Source organism: Leifsonia sp. Y862 (genome assembly GCF_057669585.1).
On record NZ_JBYHFR010000001.1, the window covers coordinates 771,570 to 787,471 of the forward strand.

Below are 15,902 nucleotides of genomic sequence, written 5' to 3' on the forward strand. Positions count from 1 at the left end.
CCACTTTCCCGCACACAGATCAACAAGGAGAGCCGCTTTTGGCTGACCACTACGAAGTCCTGGGCGTTTCCAAAGACGCAACGATCGATGAGATCAAGAAGGCGTACCGTCGCCTTGCCAGGCAGCTCCACCCCGATGTGAATCCTGGTGCTGAAGCATCGGAACAGTTCAAACTCGTCACGCACGCCTACGACGTCCTGAGCGACCCGAAGCAGCGCCAGCAATATGACATGGGCGGCCAGGGCGGTGGCGGATTCGACGGCGGCAACTTCGGAAACTTCGGCGACATCTTCGAGACGTTCTTCGGTGGCGGCGGTGGCGGCGGCAGTCGCGGACCCCGCTCACGTCGTGAACGCGGCCAGGATGCACTCATCCGCGTCGAGGTTGACCTCGAAGAGGTCATCTTCGGCACGCACCGCGACCTCGAGGTCGACACGGCCATCGTCTGTGAGACCTGCAACGGCAGCTGCTGCCAGCCGGGCACGTCGCCCGTCACCTGCGACATCTGCCACGGCACCGGAAGCATCCAGCGCGCAGTGCGCTCCCTGCTCGGCAACGTGATGACGTCAAGCCCCTGTGGCACCTGCCGCGGCTACGGCACCATCATCGCAACGCCGTGCGTCACCTGCCAGGGACAGGGCCGTGTTCGCGCCCGTCGCACCGTGGCCGTCGACATCCCCGCCGGCGTCGACACCGGTCTCCGCCTGCAGATGCCAGGCAGTGGAGAGGCCGGCCCCGCTGGCGGCCCGAACGGTGACCTGTACCTCGAGATGAAGGTACGTCACCACGACATCTTCAGCCGCAACGGCGACGACCTGCTCTGCACGCTCGAAGTGCAAATGGCGGATGCCATCCTCGGCACGACCACGACGCTCAAGGGTCTCGACGGCGACATCGAGATCGACCTGAAGCCCGGCACCCAGAGCGCCGAGATCCTCACCATCAAGGACCGCGGCATCACCAAGCTGCGCGGCAGCGGCCGAGGAGACCTGAAGATCGGCATCCAGGTCGTCACCCCGACGAAGCTCGATCACAAGGAGAAGGAACTCATCCAGCAGTTCGCGGCCAGGCACAAGGGGCACGCCCCAGAGCTCAGCCAGTTCCAGCAGGGCCTGTTCTCCAAGCTGCGCGATCGCTTCCTCGGCTAGATCCTGATGGCCCATTTCTACCTGGACGAATCGCTGCGCCCTGAAGACTGTTCCGCCGGTGCCATTGTGCGCATCGGCGGCAGCGAAGCCAAGCACGCGGTGACGGTCAGCCGGGTTCGCCCCGGCGAGTCGCTGCTGCTCGGAAACGGTCATGGCCTGGTGCTCTCCGGCACCGTGGTCACGGCGGAGTCCGGCGAGCTGACGCTGCGCGTCGACGAAGCGACGCTGCACGCGGCGGCGACCCCTCGCATCCGTTTGGTGCAGGCCCTCGCCAAGGGTGACCGTGACGAACTGGCCATCCAGGCGGCGACAGAGCTCGGTGTCGACGGGGTCATTCCGTGGGCAGCCGCCCGCTCAATCTCGCGCTGGGACGGCGCGAAGGTCGCCAAGGGCAGGGAACGCTGGGCTGCCATTGTGCGCGAGGCGAGCAAGCAGTCGATTCGCCCGTGGCTGCCTGATGTCGCCGACCTCGTGACGACCAAACAGTTGGTGAAACTCGCGGCCGAGACGCGGATGCTGCTGCTGGAGCCGACCGCGTCACTCCGACTCACCGAATTCACCGTCGACGACAGTGCCAGTGACGACAGTGCACGTGACGACAGTGCACCCGACGACAGGGACATCGTGCTCGTCGTCGGCCCAGAGGGCGGCATCGCCCCCTCTGAGCTGTCGATGCTCGAGGCGGCAGGGGCAACCCAGGTTCGTCTGGGCGAGACAGTCCTCCGCACGTCGACGGCCGGGCCGGCCGCCCTGGCGATCCTGAACGCAACGCTTCACCGTTGGTAAGCGCCGCTTAAGATAGAGATATGTCTTCTTCAAGCGCGGGCCATACCGAGAGTGCAGCACCGTCGATCTTCAGCCGCATCATCGCGCGCGAGATCCCGGCCACCATTGTGGCCGAAACCGATCGCGTCATCGCGTTCGAGGACATCGCCCCACAGGCCCCCGTACACATCGTGATCACGGTGAAGACGGAGGCATACCGAAACGTGGCTGAGCTTGCCGCCGGTGATCCTGCACTGCTTGCCGAACTCGTCGCTGTCGCGAACGAGATCGCTGTCGAACGCACGAACGGACAGTTCCGCCTGGTGTTCAATACCGGGGCGGATGCCGGTCAGACGGTATTCCACGTGCACGCGCACCTGCTCGGCGGCCACCTCGCGGAGGGATCCCTTGGCGGACGCTAACGAGGGGCCGGGCGTGAACGCGGATCCGGCAGTGAATCCGGGGCCGGTGAACCCGGCGGTCGGGAACCCGGCGCCCGGGGATGTGGCCGAGGCACGAATCCACATTGACGGTATCGCCATGGTGCGCCTCCTCGGGCCACAGGACAGGTTCCTGACCACCATCGAAAAGCAGTACCCCAGCGTGAGCGTGCATGTGCGCGGTAACGAAATCACGCTGACCGGCCCCGCCGTCCAGGTGGAAGCCGTCAGGCGCCTGATGGAGGAGTTGCAGTTGATGATCCACAACGGCCAGGACCTCGGGGAGAACGACGTGACGACCTCGGCGAAGATCTTGAACGACGACAGCACACGCAGCCCGTCAGAGATGCTCGGCCAGGCGATTCTCACGTCGCGCGGCAAGAGCATCCGCCCAAAGACCCTGGGCCAGAAGGACTATGTCGACGCGATGGACGAGCACACGATCGTGTTCGGCATCGGACCGGCCGGAACCGGCAAGACGTACCTCGCGATGGCCAAGGCCGTCCAGGCGCTGCAGCGCAAAGAAGTCGAACGCATCATCCTCACCCGCCCGGCCGTCGAGGCCGGCGAGCGACTCGGATTCCTGCCAGGAACCCTCACCGACAAGATCGACCCGTATCTGCGCCCCCTCTACGACGCACTGAACGAGATGATGGACCCTGAGCTGGTTCCCAAGCTTCTCGCGGCAGGAACCATCGAGGTCGCCCCGCTGGCCTACATGCGTGGACGCACCCTGAACTCGTCGTTCGTCGTGCTCGATGAAGCGCAGAACACCACGCCAGAGCAGATGAAGATGTTCCTCACCCGCCTCGGGTTCGGGTCGAAGATGGTCGTCACCGGCGACATCACGCAGGTCGATCTTCCGGCCGGATCCAGCGGCCTGCGTCTCGTGACCCGGGTCCTCGACCACATTGATGACATCCATTTTTCCCGCCTGACCAGTGCTGACGTTGTGCGTCACTCGCTCGTTGGCCGCATCGTCGATGCGTACACCGAGTACGACGCCCACAAGCAGGCGCAGCGCTACGAAAGCGAACAAGCCCGCGAATTCGCCAACCGAGCCGAGCGTCGCTCCGGTTCTGTGCGCGATCGCATCCCGAAACGGAGACAGAGTTGAGCATCGAAATCAACAACGAGTCGGCGATTCCCGTCGACGAGGCCGCCATCCTGCGGTTGGCCGCATTCGCACTCGATGCGATGCACGTGCACGCGGATGCCGACCTGGCCATCGTCCTGGTGGACGAGGGCGCCATGGAGCAGCTGCACGTGCAGTGGATGGATGAGCCGGGCCCCACCGACGTCCTGAGCTTCCCCATGGACGAGCTGCGTCCTGGCACCGCAGAAGTTGAGACGCCCCCAGGGCTGCTCGGCGACATCGTGCTGTGCCCGCAGGTCGCAGAGGAACAGGCCATTGCGGCCAACCACAGCACCCTCGATGAACTGTTGTTGCTCACGACCCACGGCATCCTGCACCTGCTGGGCTTCGACCACGCAGAGCCAGACGAAGAGAAGGAGATGTTCGGCATTCAGCGCGACATCCTCCTGGCCTTCAACCTGCAGGAAAAGCGCGTTTGATCATGTTCATCGGCTGGTTCGTCGCTCTCGCCATCATCCTCGTCGCCTTCGGCGGGCTGATGGCGGCAGTCGACGCTGCCATCACGGCCCAATCCAGGGCAGACATCATCGAGCTCGCAGAGGACTCCCGAGCGAAGCGCTCACTCCTGGCGATCGCCGGTGAAACGGGCGCGCACCTGAACGCCCTCAACTTCATGCGAATCATCGCAGAGACCACCGCGGCCGTTCTCGTGACCCTGGTGTTCGCCACGACGATCGATCAAATCTGGCTCGCTCTGTTGCTCTCAGCGCTGATCATGACGGGTGTGTCGTTCGTGCTTGTCGGCGCGAGCCCTCGCAGCGTTGGCCGCGCGCATCCGGCCGGCCTGGTGACGGCCACTGCCCCGCTCGTGCACTTCCTGCGTGTGCTGCTCGGCCCCATCGCCAACGCCCTCGTCTCGCTCGGCAACCGGGTGACGCCAGGGCGCGGCCGCCTGAACACCTTCACCTCTGAAGACCAGCTGCTCAGCATGGTCGACGAGGCCACAGAACTCGACGTCCTCGAAGAAGACGATCGTGAACTCATCCACTCGATTTTCGAGTTCAACGAGACAGTGGTGCGCGAGGTCATGATCCCGCGCACAGACATGGTCACGATCGACGCGGATACGTCGGTGGGCGCCGGCATGGGTTTGTTCCTGAGCAAGGGCTTCTCCCGGGTGCCCGTCGTCGACGGTGAAGTCGATGACGTCACCGGCATCCTGTACCTCAGGGACGTCGCCAGGCTCATTTACGAACGCCCTGACAACGTCGATTCGCTCACGGTGGCCGAATTGGCACGTCCAGCGGTCTTCGTGCCCGAATCGAAGAAGGCAGACGCTCTGCTGCGGCAGATGCAGCTGGAGTCCAACCACTTGGCCATGGTCGTCGACGAGTACGGCGGTATTGCCGGCCTCGTCAGCCTGGAAGACTTGATCGAAGAGCTCGTCGGTGACATTTCGGACGAGTACGACCGCGATGTCGTGGAGGTCGAGGAGCTTGGATCCGGGCATTACCGGGTCAGCGCCCGTCTTCCCGTCGATGAGCTGGGGGAGCTCTTCGGCCTTGAACTGGAAGACGATGACGTGGATTCCGTGGGGGGATTGCTCGCCAAGGCATTGGGTCGACTGCCAGTAGCTGGTTCGATTGCCACCGTGAGCGGACTGGTTTTGACTGCCGAACGAACAGAGGGTCGGCGAAAACACATCAGCACGGTGCTGGTGGAGCGTGACAAGGCCTTGATCGACGCGCAAACCGCGTTTGTCACAGAGCCTGAAGAAGAAGGAGCACATGGTCGTGGCTAACGATGACTACCGAGCAGGATTCGTATCATTCGTGGGGCGCCCCAACGTGGGCAAATCCACCCTTACCAACGCACTGGTGGGGGAAAAAGTTGCGATCACCTCGTCGAAGCCGCAGACCACCAGGCGTGCGATTCGAGGAATCGTTCACCAGAAGAACGGCCAGTTGATCCTGGTCGACACCCCCGGCATCCACCGCCCGCGCACCCTGCTGGGGGAGCGCCTCAACAGCCTGGTGCAGGCCACGCTCGGCGACGTCGACGTGATCGGACTGTGCATCCCGGCCAACGAGCCGATCGGCCCGGGCGACAAATTCATCAACGAGCAGCTCGACGCGTTCCCGCGCGCCAAGAAGGTGGCGATCGTCACCAAGATCGATGCCGCCTCAAAGACGAGTGTTGCCGCCCAGCTGCTTGCCGTTTCGCAGCTGCGCGACTGGGAGGCCATCGTGCCGATCTCGTCCACCAGCCACATCCAGCTCGACACCCTCGCCGGTGAGCTGCTGCGCCTGCTGCCGAAGTCCGAAGCTCCGTTGTACCCAGCGGATGCCATCACCGACGAGAGTCTGGAATCCCGCATCTCCGAGTACATCCGTGAGGCTGCACTCGAGGGTGTCACCGATGAATTGCCGCACTCCATCGCCGTGACGATCGACGACATGATCGAGCGCGACGACCAGGACCTCGTTGAGATCTACGCGAACCTCTTCGTCGAGCGCGACAGCCAGAAGGGCATCATCATCGGCAAGTCGGGCAGCCGCCTGAAGGACGTCGGTATGCGTGCCCGCAAGCAGATCGAACCGCTCGTCGGCAAGCGCGTCTTCCTGTCCCTTCGCGTGAAGGTGGCCAAGGAATGGCAGCGCGACCCGAAGCAGCTGGGCCGCCTGGGCTTCTAACGGGTTGGGCTTCTAACGGCTCATCACCACCAGCACACCAGAGGATCCATGCGTTCAAACGCATGGGTCCTCTGGCGTACACCCAGAGGATGATTTCAGTCGCCGCGCGATGGAGATGAGCGGCAGGGTCGGCAACTCCCCATGATCTCGGCCTACTGTAGAACGGTGCCTGGCCTGACTGATTCACTGCGTCGATGGTGGAGTGTGCCCGGCAACGCCCAACGCTCTCGCTGGTTGCTCGAGCCGGCGCTCGGCCTGGTGTTCTTCGTGCTCTGGCTGATCCTGGCGGCACTGACGGGTACCCTCGCAGAGACCAGCGGGGTCCTGCTCCTGACGATGGCGATCGCCGTGTCGCGCGTCAGCCCAGGCGGCGCTCTCGCGTCAGGTGTCCTCGCCCTCATGGTGCTCTTTTCCGGCTCAGCGGATGCCGGGGCGCTGGGGAGCGGCGCATTGGTTGTCGCCAGCGCCGTCGTCTTCTTCGCCGCCAGTGCCTACGGCAGTCGGACGTCCCGCTGGATCGGGCTCACGGGTGCCGTCGTCGTCTCGATCATCGTGTCGGTCACGGTCCTGCCCTTGGGTGGATCGACCGGTTCCGGGTTCATGCCGGGCATCAGCGGAGCAGTGAGTGAGCTGGCACTGTTCCTGGGCTGCGCTCAGCTGGTGGCGGGAGTGCTGTGCGGCTCGTGGGCGATCGGACTCCTGCTCCGACGCCGCGCCCTGAACGGCCACGTGTCGCAGAGCGCCGTGGAGGCGTGGCTGCTCGGTACCGGTGACGGGGTCAACGATCGAGCGGTCATTGCGTCATCCCGCTTCATACGCGAACTCACCCCGCGGCAGTTCATGGTCGACGTCACGATAGCGGTGGTCTTCGTGGCGCTCGACATGGTGACATCGAGCGGGTCATCGGTGCAGGGCACTATCGTTCTGCTCACGCTGGCAGTGGCCGTCGCCTCCCGTCGGTTTGCACCCGGTGTCTCGCTCACGGTGGCGTGGGTTGCAGCCATCCTGCAGATGCTGTGCGGCCTCGACGTTCTCACCGCAGACTTTGCAATCCTGATCGTGCTCTTTGCCAGCGCCGCGTATGGCGGCCGCATCACCAAATGGGCTGGCCTGGCATCCGTTGGCGTTGGTGCGCTCCTGGCGACAGGCTACGTGTCGCTCCGGTCGGGGAGCCTGCTGAACCCAGGCGGCATCGGTGCGGCGGTTGACATCGCTGGTGGCGTTCTCCAACTCGTGGCCACCCTCATCGCATCCATCGGCGTACTGGGCCTCGCGTGGACGCTCGGACTGCTGGTTCGCACCTGGCAGACGGCGCGCGCCAGCAAACGGCTGGCATCGGTCGCGCTCCAGGAGCAGAAGCTCGCCGAACGCACGATTGTCGTCGAACAGGAACGTAACCGCATCGCCCGCGACATGCACGACGTCGTCGCGCATTCTCTCGCTGTCGTCATTGCCCAAGCGGATGGCGCCCGCTATGCACGGGCGAGCGACCCCACCGCCGTCGACGCCGCTCTCATCACCATCTCAAGCACCGCACGGGAAGCCCTCGGCGACGTGCGGCTGTTGCTGGCGCAGCTGAGGCAAGACGAGGCCGTTGGGCCGCAGCCCATGTTGGCCGACCTCGACCGCCTCGTCGACCAGATGCGGAGTGCCGGTCTCGTCATCACCTGGAGTGTCACCGGCGATGTGCTCGCCCTGGGCTCCGGCGCCCAACTGGCGACCTACCGGATCATCCAGGAGGCGCTGACCAACGCGTTGCGCCATGGTGAACCTGGCGGCGAGGTGAGCCTCTGCATCGATTGGGACGCTGAGGGTGTGAGCGTCACCGTGTCGAACGCGATTCGTGACAGCTCAACGGCTACCGCCACGGTGGCGGGGAGCGTTGGTCACGGCCTCCCCGGCATGCGTGAGCGCGCACTTCTGGCCGGGGGAACCCTGCACACCGACGCGCAGGGCGGCCGCTTCACCGTGACCGCGCGCATACCGGCAGGGCGGCTGCAGCACTCATGACAGATCGGGAATCCATGAACTCAGAAATACCGACCCCTCCCCAGCGCATCAGGGTCGCCCTCGTCGATGACCAGTCGCTGTTTCGTGCCGGCATCCGCATGCTCATCTCGTCGCAGGCCGACCTCGAGTTCGTCGGTGAAGCCGGCAACGGCGCAGAGGGGGTGAGCATGGCCGCCCTGACCCATCCAGACGTGATCCTGATGGACATCCGAATGCCGGTCATGGACGGGATCGAAGCGACCCGCCAGATTGTGGCATCTGCGGAAGGCCGTGCGGGCGACGCGCCGCGCATCATTGTGCTCACGACCTTCGACCTTGACGAGAGCGCGACCAGGGCGATCAGGGGCGGGGCCAGTGGTTTCGTACTGAAGGACGCAGACCCTGAGTTCCTGCTGGCTGCCATCCGCACGGTGCACTCCGGTAGCGCCGTGATCGCGGCCTCCGCCACCCGTGAGCTGTTCCAGCACTTCGACGCACGACAGTCGGCAGCACCTGAGGTACCGGAATCGTTCGGCACCCTCACCGCTCGTGAACGCGAGATCTTTGTGCTGGCTGCCAGGGGACTCAGCAACGGCGAGATCGCTGCCGCCGAGTTCCTCTCTGAGGCGACGGTGAAGACCCACATCAGCCGTATCCTGGCGAAGCTGTCGCTCCGCGATCGAGTGCAGCTCGTCGTCTTCGCGTTCGAACACCGCCTTACAGAGTAGGCAACCTCACCCCGCGCCGAATGACCGCTGTGAGTGAGCAGCCTGCGGGCTGAAGGCTCACTCAGAACACGCGTTCCCAACGGCCGCTTTCACCTCCAGGTGTGAGAGTGGTCGAGGAGGACGCAGATGACCGATTCGCTGCTCGACGTGAGTATCGTGGACGGCCCGTTGCCGGCTGTTCTGTACAGCTGTGCGGGTGTCGTTGTACTTGCGCTGTTCGTGGGGCTGGCGCGACGCGGGCACAGGCGAATGGTGCTCATCGGCGTGTCCGTCGCTCTGCTCTCCGGCGCGCTCGGGTACGCCGTGTGCTGGCTGGTGGACGATGTCTGGGATGTCTTCGGGGTGTCGCTGACACCCGTGACGCGGCTCTGGGTCGCCGCTGGCTTTGCTGGCCTTGGATTGGTCACTCTTGCTGCGATAGTCGGCCACTGGGGGCTGCGCATTCTTGCAGTGGTCGCCATCCCGCTGGTCATCGTGACGGCAGCTGCCGGCGTGAATGTGGACTTCGGCCAGTTCCCAACGCTTCGCACAGCACTTGGTCTCCCGGCCTACCAGCCTCTCGAAGCTGCCCTGTCGGACCCTGGCGTGGGGTTTAGCGCCGCCGGCGGCACCCCCGACTCTGCACATGGGGTAGTTGGGACCGTGCCGATCCCTGCCACCGACTCGGGTTTCACGGCGCGCGACGCTCTGATCTACCTGCCACCGGCGGCACGTGTGCACAACCCGCCTCCGCTGCCCGTTGTTGTGATGCTCTCTGGTCAGCCGGGAAGCCCTGCAGACGTGTTCACAGCAGGGGGCCTCGCAGCGATCCTCGACTCGTTCGCAGGGACCCACGCCGGACAGGCACCGATTGTCGTTGTGCCAGATCAACTGGGCGCGGCCGACAAGAACCCGATGTGTGTTGATTCGGCGCTCGGGAACTCGGCGACCTATCTCACCGTTGACGTCCCCAACTGGATCAGGGCGCATCTCCCTGTCGTCGCTGACGCACACGGCTGGACGATCGCGGGTTTTTCGCAGGGTGGAACGTGCTCAGTGCAACTCGGAGCTGCGCACCCTGAGCTATTTGGAAGCATCCTCGATATTTCGGGGGAGCTGGTACCGGCGAACGGTACCCAGGAGAACACGATCGCGACGGGGTTCGCCGGCAGCGCCGACGCCTACGCCGCCGCGGCGCCGGCCGCGATCCTCTCCGCCCACGCGCCGTATGCGGACCTGATGACGATCTTTGCGGTGGGAGCTGACGATTCGCGCTATCTCCCGTGGGCTACGACTCTCTCTGCAGCAGCACGTGCAGCCGGGGCGACCACCCACGTCTTCGTATCCCCCGGAACGGCCCATGACTGGCACACCGTGCAGTACGGCTGGAAACAGGCCCTGCAGCTCATCGCGGTCAGGGGAGGAATAGGGGGAGCAACATGAGTTCGGCCGAAGCTGCAACCAGTTCGCAGCCCACATACAGCCCAGAGCGCGGACCGCGACTGCGGGCCCGCGCCCTGGTCTCATTTCTTGCAACTCAGCCGTTCTCAGTGGGTTACGCAGCCGCCGTCCTGGTTGTTGCGTGTGTCGCAGGCCCCCTGTTCGGAATGCGCCAATCCATCAGGGGTGCTCTCGGAACCGGCTACGACTCCGTTGTAGGTCATGGCCGTTGGTGGTCGCCATTCACGAGCGTGTTCGGTGTGGACAATGGCCTAGATCTCGTCTTGGCGCTTCTGGGGGCGATCATCGTCCTCGGTTACGCTGAACGCCTCGTGGGGACCTGGCGCGTGGCGACAGCCTTCGTCGTGACAAGCCTCGTCGGCCCTGGGCTCGGAATCCTGGTCCAGGCTCTGGGTGTCGCCGACGGTGAGATGTGGTCGCGCGGCGTGCGTGAACTCTTCACGTTCGACCCGTTCACCCCCATGGCCGGCTGCATCATGGCAGCCAGCTGGTTCGCGAGTCCACTGTGGAAGCGCCGAATACGCGTGGTGACCCTGACGGTGCTGCTGACTCTGCTGCTCTATTCCGGACAGCCGTCCGACGTGTATCGGCTGATTGCCGCCGGTGCGGGGCTCGCGCTTGGCCTCGCTTTCCGGCCGGTACAGTTCCATTTCACCTGGCACCGCAGCTCAGACCATGAGTCGCGGACACTGCTCGCAGTCGTGGTCGGCGTGCTGGCTGTCGGACCAGTGGCATCGCTGGTCTCGGGCGGACGATTCGGCATTCTGGCACCGCTTGGCACACTGTTCACCCACAACATCCCGGATGCGGCGGATGTCGCAGACCGGTGCCTGGTCGGCAACATCACCCGGCAGTGCGTGCACGAGCTCACCCTGGAGAGAGTGGATGGGATCGGCCCGCTTCTGGTAGGCCTGCTTCCCTTGATCCTCTTGCTCGTCGCGTCATTCGGGCTGGCGCGCGGCAAGCGATTTGCGGCGTGGCTCGCCATTGCAGTCAATCTCGGCCTGGCGGCCCTCGGCGCCTGGTACTACGGAGTCCTGCCGACTTCCGGTCAACCGTTTGTCTGGCACTGGCATGCGACCCCGTACTGGGAGATCGCGCTCATGCTACTGGTGTCAATACTTGTCCCGCTCGCGACGGCCATGATCATCCTGGGCAACCTGCGTCACTTTCCCGTGAAGGTCACGCCGCGCCGGCTGAGGCGCTTTGTCGTCACGACGGTCGTGAGTTTTGCCGCCCTGGCTGGGCTGTACGTCGGAGTCGGCTGGCTGCTGCGCGGCAGTTTCAGCCCCGCGGTCACGCTGGGGGAGCTCATCACCGACATCCCAGAACGATTCATTCCCGTCGGGTTCCTTCGGCTGGAGCGGGTTGCGTTCCTGCCAACCGATCCGCTCACGACGGCGCTGTATCAGTGGGTGGGGCCGCTGTTCTGGATCATCGCGATCGCAGGTGCCATCGTGTGCCTGCGAGGTTCCCAGGACCCCGCGCTGGCGGATGACGAGGCGCGCCTTCGTGCCCTGCTGGAACGAAGCGGGGGTGAATCGCTGTCGTTCATGTCGACGTGGGACGGTAATACCGTGTGGTTCAACGATGCGGGAACCATCGCGATCGCCTACCGCGTCGTGAACGGCATTGCCATCACGACCGCCGATCCGATCGGTGAAACGGATGCCGACAGTCGCGCTGGTGAGGTGGACGGCGGGGCGGACGGCGGGGTGATCGACGATGTGGGCAGCGAAGCGGTCAAGGCCGTGGCCGATTTTGCCGTCATGTGTGACGACCGCGGCTGGATTCCTGTCTTCTACAGCGTGCATGCCCGGTGGGTGCCGGTTTTTGTGAACATGGGCTGGCAGAGCATGACCGTCGCGGAAGAGACGGTGTTGCGGCCCGGATCATGGGAGACGACGGGAAAGAAGTGGCAAGACATCCGCTCATCGATCAACAGGGCCCATCGCGCAGGGGTCAGAGCGATCTGGTCGAGCTACGACGAACTCCCAGCCGGCGGTGCCGCGCAGATTGCCGAGATCTCGGAGCAATGGGTGCAGGAGAAGGACCTGCCGGAACTCGGCTTCACTCTCGGGGGACTGCCAGAGCTCACGGACCCCGCTGTGCGACTCATGCTCGCCATCGATGGTGGCTCCCATGTGCACGCCGTCACCAGCTGGCTGCCGACCTATCGCAACGGCGTCGTGATTGGCTGGACGCTTGACTTCATGCGTCGCAGGCCAGACGGCGTGAATGGCGTGATGGAGTTTCTCATCGCGCAGACGGCGACCATGCTGCGGGAACAGCCCGAGATCGAGTTCCTCAGTCTCTCCGCCGCCCCGCTCGCACAGACGGTGACGGACCGAGGCTCAGACGGGAGCGTAGACACCGCGGCCGGCGACAGCGGTTTCCTGAACCGAATCCTGGCCTTCCTGGGCGCGGCTCTCGAGCCGGTGTACGGCTTTCGATCGCTTCTGGCATTCAAACGCAAATTCCAGCCGGAATTCCAGCCGCTGTTTCTGGCCTACCCCGACCCGATCGCGCTCCCGGCGATCGGCCTCGCCCTGGCCAGGGCATACCTGCCGTCGGCATCGGTGCGGGATGTGCTCACCGTTGTGCGTGAACGCCGGTGACCCCTCCCGGCCAGAGGATCGACCGGCATCCGTTGATTCGTGAAACGATCTGCGATAAACGGTGCTAGCCTGAATCTGTGTTGTTCGGTGCGCTTCTCCTTAGCTGCCGCGACGAGTCCTAATCTGAGGCCTCCCTCGTCGCGGAGTTTGTCGTTGGCTCATCACCATTCGCGAGGAGATTCCAGATTATGAAAAACAACCAGTCTGCATCGGCAATGCCCGTGCACAAGTACCGTCCGTACCACGAGCAGTTCCGTGTCAACCTGCCGGATCGCACGTGGCCAGACAACCGCATCACTGTCGCGCCGCGCTGGTGCGCCGTCGACCTGCGTGATGGCAACCAGGCACTCATCGACCCGATGAGCCCAGAGCGCAAGCGCATCATGTTCGACCTGCTCGTGCGCATGGGCTACAAGGAGATCGAGGTCGGCTTCCCGTCGGCGAGCCAGACGGACTTCGATTTCGTGCGCAGCCTCATCGAAGAGAACGCCATCCCCGATGACGTCACCATCCAGGTGCTGACGCAGGCGCGTGAGCACCTCATCCGGCGCACGTATGAATCGCTGGCCGGCGCCAAGCAGGCCATCGTTCACCTCTACAACTCGACGAGCGTGCTGCAGCGCGATGTGGTGTTCCGCGAAGACAAGCAGGGCATCATCGACCTCGCCCTGAACGGCGCCCGCATCTGTCGTTCGATGGAATCCACGGTGCCAGACACCGCGATCTACTACGAGTACTCGCCGGAGAGCTACACCGGCACAGAGCTCGAGTTCGCCCTCGACATCTGCAACCAGGTCGTTGCCATCTTCGAGCCGACGCCGGAGCGCAAGGTCATCATCAACCTGCCGTCCACCGTTGAAATGTCGACGCCGAACATCTACGCAGACTCGATCGAGTGGATGAGTCGCAACCTGGCCCAGCGCGAGAACATCATCATCTCGCTGCACCCGCACAATGACCGCGGCACGGCCATCGCCGCAGCTGAGCTCGGCTACCTGGCCGGCGCAGACCGCATCGAAGGCTGCCTCTTCGGCAACGGAGAGCGCACCGGAAACGTCGACCTGGTCGCACTCGGCATCAACCTGTTCACGCAGGGCATCGACCCGCAGATCGACTTCAGCAACATCGACGAGGTCAAGCGCACCGCTGAGCACTGCAACCAGCTGCCCGTTCCTGAGCGCAGCCCGTGGGCCGGCGACCTCGTCTTCACCGCATTCAGCGGTTCGCACCAGGACGCCATCAAGAAGGGCTTCGAGGCCATGGCTGTTGAGGCGGAGGCCGCAGGTAAGAGCGTCGACGATCTGGTCTGGGCTGTGCCGTACCTGCCCATCGACCCGAAGGACCTTGGCCGCAGCTACGAAGCTGTCATCCGCGTCAATTCACAGTCTGGCAAGGGCGGCGTCGCCTACCTGCTGAAGACCGACCACGCCCTCGACCTGCCGCGCAAGCTGCAGATTGAGTTCTCCGGCGTCGTGCAGGCCAAAACGGATGCCGAGGGTGGCGAGGTTACCAGCGAGCAGATCTGGGAGATCTTCAACGACGAGTACCTGCCGGCCAAGCACGACAACGCCGAAGCCAAGTGGGGCCGCTTTGAGCTGTTCTCCACCCGCACGTCGAGTGACCTGGCTGGTTCGGTGAACCTTGAGGTCGAGCTGCGCGACGGCGACACGGTGTCTGGCGCGACGGCATCCGGCAACGGTCCTATCGCCGCATTCCTCAGCGTGATGGCGGATCGCGGTATCGACGTGACGCTCTACGACTACGTTGAGCACGCGATGTCGGCCGGGGGCGACGCGTTCGCCGCTGCATACGTCGACCTCGACGTCAACGGCAAGCGCTACTGGGGCGTCGGCATCGACGCCGACATCTCGACGGCGTCGCTGAAGGCCGTCGTCTCAGCGGTCAACCGTGGCATCCGCGTTGAGACGGGCGACCGCGAGTTCGCGAACGCCTAGCTCGTCGCCACCTGTATTCGTCGCACCTGTAGCTGTCACACCCGAGAATCGCCGTTTCCGCCCAGAATCGCCGCTCCAACGGCGATTCTCGGTTGTAGCGGCGATTCTCGGTGAACGGATGCCGCATCCACTGCCTCAGGGCGCCGGTTACGCCCGTCGCGCCGGCAGCGGCCCAACCTGTAGCGAAAACAGGATGAATCGAGCAACTGTCACCGAATACAGGACGGATCGCGCTCTCTGCGGCGACCTTTCCGGTTTTCGCGACATCCGCTGGGTGAGGTGCGCGACACCGCAGGAGTAGGCGCCGCACGCCCGCTAGTCGTGCTTGCGGCGCCTCAGCACAATCGCGGGTCGCCGCCAGCGCGGCCAGCTGCCGAGTGCGCGCTGCTGGGGCAGGCTCCAGCCGAACTTGGCGGCCAGGATCCGGATGACCGTCGTCGCCAGCGTGCAGATGACTGCCGCCACAATGACCGGCACGCCGAATCGGATGAAGACGACCATCAAGCCGCAGCCAACGCCGGCGGCGACCGCATAGAGCGAGCCGACGTGCATGACGGCGATCGGGATGTTCAGCATGACGTCACGGATGATCGACCCGCCGACAGCAGAGACCACACCCACGAACATGGCCGGTATTTCAGGCAGCCCGAAGGCGAGCGCCTTGGTGGTTCCGATGACGCCGAACAAGCCGATGGTGACGGCGTCGAGCACGATGATGAGCGGACCCAGTCGGTCGAACGCACTCTGCAGCAGCATGCCGAGCAGCGCGAACACCGTCGCAACCGGCAGGTACCAGTTCGACTGCAGGGCAGCGGGGCTGATACCCAGCAGGATGTCACGCAGAATACCGCCGCCGAGTCCGACGACGATCCCGATCAGGGCGATGCCGAGCAGGTCGAAGCGCCTGTCTTTGAAGCGACCGGCGAACATCGCACCCTGGATGGCACCGATCGCGACTGCTACGAGGTCGATCCAGAGGGGGATGGTGAAAAGCGTCTCGGTCACCTACTACTAGTACCACGCGAAGGGT

13 protein-coding genes are annotated in these 15,902 nt (G+C 64.4%); 12 read left to right on the forward strand and 1 reads right to left on the reverse strand.

The window, feature by feature from the left end; all coding sequences use genetic code 11:
* Positions 1–38: 38 nt before the first annotated feature.
* From dnaJ to leuA, 12 genes are all read left to right on the forward strand, one after another.
* Positions 39–1,148, forward strand: coding sequence for a molecular chaperone DnaJ (gene dnaJ, locus AC25Z0_RS03655; RefSeq protein ID WP_488118903.1), 1,110 nt, complete (start codon positions 39–41; stop codon positions 1,146–1,148).
* 6 nt (positions 1,149–1,154) lie between these two features.
* On the forward strand, positions 1,155–1,934 hold the full coding sequence (locus tag AC25Z0_RS03660) for a 16S rRNA (uracil(1498)-N(3))-methyltransferase (protein ID WP_488132346.1): 780 nt from the start codon (positions 1,155–1,157) through the stop codon (positions 1,932–1,934).
* 20 nt (positions 1,935–1,954) lie between these two features.
* The gene (locus AC25Z0_RS03665; protein WP_488118905.1) at positions 1,955–2,335 is read left to right on the forward strand and encodes a histidine triad nucleotide-binding protein; all 381 of its coding nucleotides are present in this window, start codon (positions 1,955–1,957) and stop codon (positions 2,333–2,335) included.
* 118 nt (positions 2,336–2,453) lie between these two features.
* Positions 2,454–3,470, forward strand: a complete 1,017-nt coding sequence (locus AC25Z0_RS03670) for a PhoH family protein (protein WP_488133108.1) — start codon at positions 2,454–2,456, stop codon at positions 3,468–3,470.
* Complete coding sequence (gene ybeY, locus AC25Z0_RS03675) at positions 3,467–3,928, forward strand: rRNA maturation RNase YbeY (protein WP_488118906.1); 462 nt, start codon at positions 3,467–3,469, stop codon at positions 3,926–3,928. Before AC25Z0_RS03670 ends, ybeY begins: the two co-directional genes overlap by 4 nt.
* A gap of 2 nt (positions 3,929–3,930) precedes the next feature.
* Positions 3,931–5,250 (forward strand): hemolysin family protein, encoded by a 1,320-nt coding sequence (locus AC25Z0_RS03680; protein ID WP_488133109.1) that lies wholly within the window; start codon positions 3,931–3,933, stop codon positions 5,248–5,250.
* Positions 5,243–6,142 carry a GTPase Era gene (gene era, locus AC25Z0_RS03685; protein WP_488118908.1) on the forward strand — a complete coding sequence of 300 codons (900 nt, stop codon included), beginning with the start codon at positions 5,243–5,245 and terminating at the stop codon, positions 6,140–6,142. The genes AC25Z0_RS03680 and era overlap by 8 nt, the downstream gene beginning before the upstream one ends.
* Before the next feature lie 165 nt (positions 6,143–6,307).
* Positions 6,308–8,152, forward strand: coding sequence for a sensor histidine kinase (locus AC25Z0_RS03690; RefSeq protein ID WP_488132347.1), 1,845 nt, complete (start codon positions 6,308–6,310; stop codon positions 8,150–8,152).
* Between the two features lie 14 nt (positions 8,153–8,166).
* The gene (locus AC25Z0_RS03695) at positions 8,167–8,859 is read left to right on the forward strand and encodes a response regulator (RefSeq protein ID WP_488118910.1); all 693 of its coding nucleotides are present in this window, start codon (positions 8,167–8,169) and stop codon (positions 8,857–8,859) included.
* Positions 8,860–8,985: 126 nt separating this feature from the next.
* A complete protein-coding gene (locus tag AC25Z0_RS03700; protein ID WP_488118911.1) occupies positions 8,986–10,281 on the forward strand; it encodes an alpha/beta hydrolase in 1,296 nt (431 codons plus the stop codon).
* A complete protein-coding gene (locus AC25Z0_RS03705) occupies positions 10,278–12,917 on the forward strand; it encodes a bifunctional lysylphosphatidylglycerol flippase/synthetase MprF (RefSeq protein ID WP_488132348.1) in 2,640 nt (879 codons plus the stop codon). The genes AC25Z0_RS03700 and AC25Z0_RS03705 overlap by 4 nt, the downstream gene beginning before the upstream one ends.
* 188 nt (positions 12,918–13,105) lie before the next feature.
* A complete protein-coding gene (gene leuA, locus AC25Z0_RS03710) occupies positions 13,106–14,872 on the forward strand; it encodes a 2-isopropylmalate synthase (protein ID WP_488132349.1) in 1,767 nt (588 codons plus the stop codon).
* 315 nt (positions 14,873–15,187) lie between these two features.
* Here leuA and AC25Z0_RS03715 read toward each other — a convergent pair whose 3' ends face one another.
* Positions 15,188–15,877, reverse strand: a complete 690-nt coding sequence (locus AC25Z0_RS03715; RefSeq protein WP_488118914.1) for a trimeric intracellular cation channel family protein — start codon at positions 15,875–15,877, stop codon at positions 15,188–15,190.
* Positions 15,878–15,902: the final 25 nt, after the last annotated feature.

Bases quoted from the DNA above. Each gene is read 5' to 3' on its own strand.
- AC25Z0_RS03700 (WP_488118911.1), top strand. From the start codon at position 8,986: ATGACCGATTCGCTGCTCGACGTGAGTATCGTGGACGGCCCGTTGCCG.
- AC25Z0_RS03660 (WP_488132346.1), top strand. From the start codon at position 1,155: ATGGCCCATTTCTACCTGGACGAATCGCTGCGCCCTGAAGACTGTTCC.
- AC25Z0_RS03680 (WP_488133109.1), top strand. From the start codon at position 3,931: ATGTTCATCGGCTGGTTCGTCGCTCTCGCCATCATCCTCGTCGCCTTC.
- AC25Z0_RS03705 (WP_488132348.1), top strand. From the start codon at position 10,278: ATGAGTTCGGCCGAAGCTGCAACCAGTTCGCAGCCCACATACAGCCCA.
- AC25Z0_RS03695 (WP_488118910.1), top strand. From the start codon at position 8,167: ATGAACTCAGAAATACCGACCCCTCCCCAGCGCATCAGGGTCGCCCTC.
- AC25Z0_RS03665 (WP_488118905.1), top strand. From the start codon at position 1,955: ATGTCTTCTTCAAGCGCGGGCCATACCGAGAGTGCAGCACCGTCGATC.
- AC25Z0_RS03670 (WP_488133108.1), top strand. From the start codon at position 2,454: ATGGTGCGCCTCCTCGGGCCACAGGACAGGTTCCTGACCACCATCGAA.
- leuA (WP_488132349.1), top strand. From the start codon at position 13,106: ATGAAAAACAACCAGTCTGCATCGGCAATGCCCGTGCACAAGTACCGT.